Here is a 5651-nt window from a genome sequence, read left to right as displayed (position 1 = left end):
GTTAAAACATTGTTGGTCAATGCAAATGAGGTTGGTTTTTCGTTTGCCTTGAAGGTGCCTGGATTACCACTAAGGAGAAATTCATGACAACGAAACCCGCGAAAATTATTTGGACCGAAATTGATGAGGCGCCCGCGCTGGCGACCTATGCCCTGCTTCCTGTCGTTCAGGCTTTCGCCAAGGGGACGGGTATCGAGGTTGAGATGCGGGATATCTCCCTTTCCGGGCGTATCATCGCCACCTTCCCCGAGCGGCTCAGGGAAGATCAAAGAATCCCCGATTTTCTCGCCGAACTGGGTGAGCTTGCCAAGACCCCCGACGCCAACATTATTAAGTTGCCCAACATTAGTGCCTCGATTCCGCAGTTGCAGGCCGCCATCAAGGAATTGCAGGGCAAGGGCTACAACCTTCCCGATTACCCCGAGGAGCCCAAGACCGCCGAGGAAAAAGAAATCCAGGCGCGTTACGCCAAGGTGCTCGGCAGCGCCGTCAATCCGGTGCTGCGCGAGGGTAACTCTGATCGTCGGGCCGCCGCTTCCGTCAAGGAATTCGCCAAGAAACATCCCCATCGCATGATGCAGGCATGGCCCGAGGTGTCCCAGACCCGCGTCGCGCACATGTCCGGCGGGGATTTCTACGAGAACGAAACTTCAGTGACGCTGGGCAAGGCGACCGACGCCAAGATCGAGTTCGTTGCCGAGGACGGCAAGGTCACCGTGCTTAAGGAGAAGTTGCCCTTGCAGGCCGGTGAGGTTCTCGACTCGACCCACATGAACGTCGCGATGCTGCGCAAGTTTTACGCCGAGGTCATCGACGAGGCCAAGCGCAAGGGGGTGCTTTTCTCGCTGCACCTCAAAGCAACCATGATGAAGATTTCCGATCCGATTCTTTTCGGGCACTGCGTCTCGGTTTTCTATAAGGATGCCCTGGAGAAGCATGCCGCGGCCCTCAAGGAAATCGGCGCCAATGTCAATAATGGTCTCGGCGACGTTCTTGCCAAGCTTGATCGTCTGCCCGCCGCCAAGAAGGCTGAAATCGAGGCCGATATTCAGGCGGTTTACCAGACCCGTCCTGCCGTGGCCATGGTCGACTCGCGCAAGGGTATCACCAATCTGCATGTGCCCAACGACGTCATTGTCGATGCTTCCATGCCGGTCGTGGTACGTGACGGCGGCAAGATGTGGAACCTGAACGACGAATTGCAGGATTGCATCGCCACGATTCCCGATCGCTGCTACGCGACCATGTACCAGGCCATCGTCGAGGATTGTCAGAAGAATGGTCAGTTCAATCCGGCCACCATGGGCCATGTGTCCAACGTCGGCCTGATGGCGCAAAAAGCCGAGGAGTACGGCTCCCATGACAAGACCTTCACCGCGCCCGCCAAGGGGCGGATCCGTATCGTTGATGCGTCCGGCGCCACGCTGCTGGAGCAGAAAGTCGAAGCCGGGGACATCTTCCGGGCCTGCCAGACCAAGGATCTGCCCATCAGGGACTGGGTCAAGCTGGCCGTCAATCGTGCCAAGGCCTCCGGCGCTCCGGCCATTTTCTGGCTGGACGAAAAGCGCGGCCATGATGCGCAATTGATCCAGAAGGTCAACACCTACCTCAAGGATCATGACACGGCCGGCCTCGACATTCGCATCATGAAGCCCGTGGACGCCATGAAGCTCAGCTGTGAGCGGGCGCGAAAGGGCCTGGACACTATTTCCGTGACCGGCAACGTGTTGCGTGACTATCTGACCGATCTGTTCCCAATTCTTGAATTGGGCACCAGCGCGAGAATGCTCTCCATCGTTCCCCTGCTGGCCGGCGGTGGACTGTTTGAAACCGGCGCGGGTGGATCGGCTCCCAAGCATGTGCAGCAGTTCCTGAAGGAAGGCCATCTGCGGTGGGATTCGCTGGGCGAGTACTGCGCGCTTGTTCCTTCCCTGGAGATGATCGCCCAGAATGCCGGCAACGCCAAGGCGTCGGTTTTGGCCGAAACTCTGGATCGCGCCGTGGCCAAGTATCTCGAAAATGCCAAGGCGCCCTCGCGTAAGGTCAACGAGATCGACAACCGCGGCAGCACCTTCTGCTTGACCCTCTACTGGGCTCAGGCCCTGGCATCCCAGGAAAAGGATGCCGATCTTAGGGCCCGCTTCACCAAGGTGGCCAAGGATCTTGAGGCCAACGCGGCCAAGATCGAGCAGGAACTCCTGGCGGCCCAAGGACGTCCCGTGGATATCGGTGGTTATTTCCGTCCCGATCCGGTCAAGGCGGACAAGGAGATGCGTCCCAGCGCCACCTTTAACGCAATTATTGACACGCTCGCCTGATCAATAACGAGGATTTCGATTTGCTGGTGGGGCCGGGATGAGGTTCTCATCCCGGCTCAGTGGAATCATTATCTAACCGAAGGAGAGACTCTCATGGCTAGACCGAAAATTGCGTTGATTGGTGGTGGACAGATTGGTGGTGTTCTGGCCCAGCTTTGCGCGCTGCGGGAACTGGGGGATGTGGTTCTGTTCGATATCGTCGAGGGCCTGCCCCAGGGCAAATGCCTGGACATCGCCGAGGCGTCTCCCGTCGATGGTTTCGATGTCGAGCTCAAGGGCACCAACGAGTACAAGGATATCGCCGGCGCCAACGTGGTCATCGTCACTGCCGGTCTGCCCCGCAAGCCGGGCATGAGCCGTGACGACCTGATCGAGGTCAACTCCAAGATCATGCGTCAGGTCTCCGAGGGCATCAAGCAGTACGCACCCAACTCCTTTGTCATCGTCATTTCCAACCCGCTGGACGCGATGGTGACTCTGTGCCAGAAGATCACCGGCTTCCCCTACAATCGCGTCATCGGCCAGGCCGGGGTGCTTGACTCCGCTCGCTTCGCCTCCTTCATCGCCTGGGAACTGGGCGTGTCCGTTAAGGACGTCACCGCCATGACCCTGGGCGGCCACGGGGACGACATGGTGCCTCTGGTTCGCTATGCCAGCGTCAACGGCATTCCCGTCATGGAACTGCTGGAGCGCAAGTACAAGGATAAGGCCAAGGCCAAGGAAGTCATGGAAGCCATGGTCAAGCGCACCCGCGGCGCCGGCGGTGAAGTCGTCGCCCTGCTCAAGACCGGCAGCGCTTTCTACAGCCCGGCCTCTTCGGCTCTCGCCATGGCCGAGTCGATCCTCAAGGACCAGAAGCGCGTGCTGCCCACCTGCGTTTATCTTAATGGGGAATTCGGCATCAAGGGCTATTACGTGGGCGTTCCCTGTGTCCTGGGTGCCAATGGTGTCGAGCAGATCATCGAGTTCGCTCTGAACGAAGAAGAGCAAGCGATGATGGACAAGTCCCTGGCCGCCGTGAAGAGCTTGGTCGACAGCCTGAAAGACTAAGCAATTGATTGGTGACTTGATTTAGTCGGAATGAGGGCAATGGAGACATTGCCCTCATTTTTCATCCGTCCCTGAATGCACCTGGAAGGGCTTTGCACGGAATTTTCTGCCTTGCTGGTTAATCGACAGAGGCGGACGTTACGAAACGTTGGAAAAACGGGCGTATACAAATAGTGCTGGCTTGATTTGGCCGCTTGTGGTATGTTTCCGCCGTTTTCGTAAACCGCGGCGTGGCGGGGATCACACAAAAGGAGATAGATGGTAATGAGCAGCGCGAAGGGAACTCTGGAAATTATTGAAAGGTACTGTAAGGGGTGCAGTATCTGTGTCGAGTTCTGCCCCACCCAGGTTCTGGAAATGGACCTTTTTGTCGTTAAGGCCGCCCGGCCGGAAGCTTGTATCGCCTGCATGCAGTGCGAACTGCGCTGTCCGGACTTTGCCATCAAGGTTCACAAGGTTGCCTAATTCGTAACAGGAGGACGGATAACGTGGCTAAAAAAGTTGCTCTTATGCAGGGGAACGAAGCCTGCGCCCATGGTGCGGTTTATGCCGGCTGCAATTTCTTCGGCGGTTACCCCATCACTCCCTCGACGGAAGTCGCCGAGGTTCTGGCCAACGAACTGCCCAAGGTCGGCGGTAAGTTCATCCAGATGGAAGACGAAATCGCCGCCATGGCATCGGTGATCGGTGCCGCCCTCACGGGGGCCAAGGCGCTCACCGCGACCTCCGGTCCCGGCGTGTCCCTCAAGCAGGAATTGATCGGCTACGCCTGTATTGCCGAGACGCCCTGCGTCATTGTCAACGTCATGCGTGGCGGCCCCTCGACCGGCATGCCGACCGGCCCTGGCCAGTCCGACGTGATGCAGGCTCGCTGGGGCACTCACGGTGACCATGCCGCAATCGCCCTGGTGCCGGCATCCTGCCAGGAAATCTTCTCCGAAACCGTGCGCGCTTTCAATTTGGCCGAAAAATTCCGTATGCCGGTGCAGGTGCTTTACGATGAGATCGTCGGGCACATGCGCGAGCGCGTCGAGTTCCCCGAACCCGGCGAACTCGAAGTCATCAACCGCGATCCCGTGACCGTGCCGCCCGCGGAATACAAGCCCTATGATACCAGTAAGGGCGATGTGCCGCCGCTGGCCGCTTTCGGTTCCGGCTACAAGTTTCATGTCACTGGCCTTAACAAGGCCGCCGACGGTTTCCCGACCACCAAGGCCGAACTGGTCGACGCCGAGGAGCGTCGCCAGATCAGCAAGGTCATGGATCGCGCCGATGAAATTGAAAAGAACGAAGAATATCTGACCGAAGATGCCGAAGTCGTGATCTGGGCCTATGGCTCCACCGCTCGCTCCGCACGTTACGCGGTGAACGAGCTGCGTCAGGCCGGTGTCAAGGCCGGCCTCTTCCGCCCGCTGACCCTGTGGCCGTTCCCCGAGAAGCGCACCGCCGCTTTGGCGCAGCAGGCCAAAGCCATCGTGGTGGCCGAGATGAACCTGGGCCAGATGATTTACGAAGTCGAGCGCGTGGCCAAAGGGGCCTGCAGCGTGGCCGGCGTCTTCCGCGTCGATGGCGAGCCCATCAATCCCGGCCAGATCATGGATAAGGTCAAGGAGGTTCTTTAAATGGCTTACGATTACGAAAAGTCGATCCGTCCCGGGAAGCTGCCCCATATCTGGTGCCCCGGCTGCGGTCATGGGATTGTCATGAAGGGCCTGATCCGGGCGATGGACGCCTGCAACCTTGATCGCGCCAACACCTCCATCGTCTCCGGCATCGGCTGCGCCAGCCGCCTTCCCGGTTACATGGACGCCTGTACTCTGCACACCGCTCATGGTCGTGCGGCGGCGTTCGCCACCGGCGTGAAGCTGGCCAACCCCGAGATGACCGTGATTGTCTGCGGCGGCGACGGTGACGGCACCGCCATCGGCGGCAACCACTTCATTCATGCCTGCCGTCGCAACATCGACATGACTTACGTCATCATGAACAACTACATCTACGGCATGACCGGTGGGCAGTTCTCACCCTGCACCCCCACCGGGCACAAGGCTTCGACCACGCCCTACGGCAACCCTGATCCGATTTTCGACATCAGCAAGCTCGCCATTGGCGCCGGCGCGACCTTTGTGGCCCGTACCACCGCTTTCCATGCCACTCAGATCGACAAGCTGATCGCCGAGGGCATCAAGCACAAGGGTATGGCCGTCATCGAAGTGCTCGACGACTGCCCCACCACCTACGGGCGTCGCAACAAGTTCCGTTCCGTGGTCGACATGATGAAGC

5 protein-coding genes are annotated in these 5651 nt (G+C 58.9%); all 5 read left to right on the top strand.

Annotated features, from left to right (window positions below; translation table 11 throughout):
* Positions 1-83 precede the first annotated feature (83 nt).
* Positions 84-2318, top strand: coding sequence for an NADP-dependent isocitrate dehydrogenase (locus QAT43_RS13850; protein ID WP_305043678.1), 2235 nt, complete (start codon positions 84-86; stop codon positions 2316-2318).
* A 93-nt stretch (positions 2319-2411) separates the two neighbouring features.
* Positions 2412-3368: a malate dehydrogenase gene (mdh, locus tag QAT43_RS13845; protein ID WP_305043677.1), complete on the top strand. Its 957-nt coding sequence runs from the start codon at positions 2412-2414 to the stop codon at positions 3366-3368.
* Between the two features lie 264 nt (positions 3369-3632).
* Complete coding sequence (locus tag QAT43_RS13840; RefSeq protein WP_305043676.1) at positions 3633-3833, top strand: 4Fe-4S binding protein; 201 nt, start codon at positions 3633-3635, stop codon at positions 3831-3833.
* Between the two features lie 23 nt (positions 3834-3856).
* Positions 3857-4990, top strand: a complete 1134-nt coding sequence (locus QAT43_RS13835) for a 2-oxoacid:acceptor oxidoreductase subunit alpha (protein ID WP_305043675.1) — start codon at positions 3857-3859, stop codon at positions 4988-4990.
* Positions 4991-5651, top strand: a 661-nt coding sequence (locus QAT43_RS13830) for a 2-oxoacid:ferredoxin oxidoreductase subunit beta (protein ID WP_305043674.1), incomplete at its 3' end; no start/stop codon positions are given. It lies immediately after the preceding gene.

Origin of the sequence: Geoalkalibacter sp. (genome assembly GCF_030604225.1) — a bacterium.
Classification (GTDB): domain Bacteria; phylum Desulfobacterota; class Desulfuromonadia; order Desulfuromonadales; family Geoalkalibacteraceae; genus Geoalkalibacter.
This window is presented reverse-complemented; position numbering and strand designations above follow the sequence as displayed.

Coding starts and splice junctions, on each gene's coding strand:
- QAT43_RS13850 (WP_305043678.1), top strand. CDS start 84: ATGACAACGAAACCCGCGAAAATTATTTGGACCGAAATTGATGAGGCG.
- QAT43_RS13840 (WP_305043676.1), top strand. CDS start 3,633: ATGAGCAGCGCGAAGGGAACTCTGGAAATTATTGAAAGGTACTGTAAG.
- mdh (WP_305043677.1), top strand. CDS start 2,412: ATGGCTAGACCGAAAATTGCGTTGATTGGTGGTGGACAGATTGGTGGT.